The sequence below is a fragment of the Oleiphilus sp. HI0132 genome (genome assembly GCF_001635845.1).
The window spans coordinates 1-798 of record NZ_LWGJ01000789.1 but is presented as its reverse complement, the minus strand read 5'-3'; the positions used below and the strand labels follow the sequence as shown (position 1 = coordinate 798).

The window sequence follows — 798 nt, the reverse complement described above, 5'->3', positions numbered from 1 at the left end:
AAGCCTCAGGTACTGCAGTCGGTATGTGAGTCATTGAAAGGCAGCCTTAGTCATCGTCCTCTAATCATCTCTATTGCGGCAGGCATTGGTTTGGACCTGCTGGCACAGTGGTTGGGCTCTGAGCAGGCATTGGTGAGATGCATGCCGAATACCCCAGCCCAGGTACTCAAGGGTGCGAGCGGCTTGATCGCGAATGCGAATGTAAGCGATGAACAAAAGAACTTGTCAGATGAATTGTTTCAGGCAATTGGCTTGGTTGAATGGGTAGATCAGGAAAGCTTGATTCACTCAGTGACGGCCTTGTCAGGTTCAGGGCCAGCGTATATCTTTTTGATGATCGAAGCGATGGAAGCAGCCGCGATAAAACAAGGGCTCTCTGCAGATACGGCTCGAAAGCTGGCAGCACAAACCGTAGCGGGTGCCGCTGAAATGGTGCTTAGTGGTGATGTGGCACCAGCCCAGCTAAAGCGCAATGTGATGTCTCCCGGCGGAACAACAGAGCGAGCGATTCATACTTTCGAAGAGAAGGGCTTGCTTGAAATTGTCGATGAGGCAATGCAGGCCGCAGCAGATCGATCAGTAAGCTTGGCAGAAGAGCTGAAGGCTTAAACTATGAAGATTGCATTGCTGCTGACAGGTTCCGAGTTGATGACCGGTGATATTGTTGATAGTAATTCGGCGATGATCGCTGAATACTGTCTTGATCAAGGTATTCAGGTGGCTTACAAGGCGACCGTTCCTGATGAACTAGACCTATTGGTTTCAGAAATAGAGCGCTTAAGTCAGCACTTTGATGTT

At 49.6% G+C, this 798-nt stretch carries 2 protein-coding genes; both read left to right on the top strand.

Annotated elements, in window-relative coordinates:
• A partial coding sequence (proC, locus tag A3766_RS09230; RefSeq protein WP_068642126.1) for a pyrroline-5-carboxylate reductase occupies positions 1-609 on the top strand: 609 nt, incomplete at its 5' end.
• A gap of 3 nt (positions 610-612) precedes the next feature.
• Positions 613-798, top strand: a 186-nt coding sequence (locus A3766_RS09225; RefSeq protein WP_197479469.1) for a molybdopterin-binding protein, incomplete at its 3' end; no start/stop codon positions are given.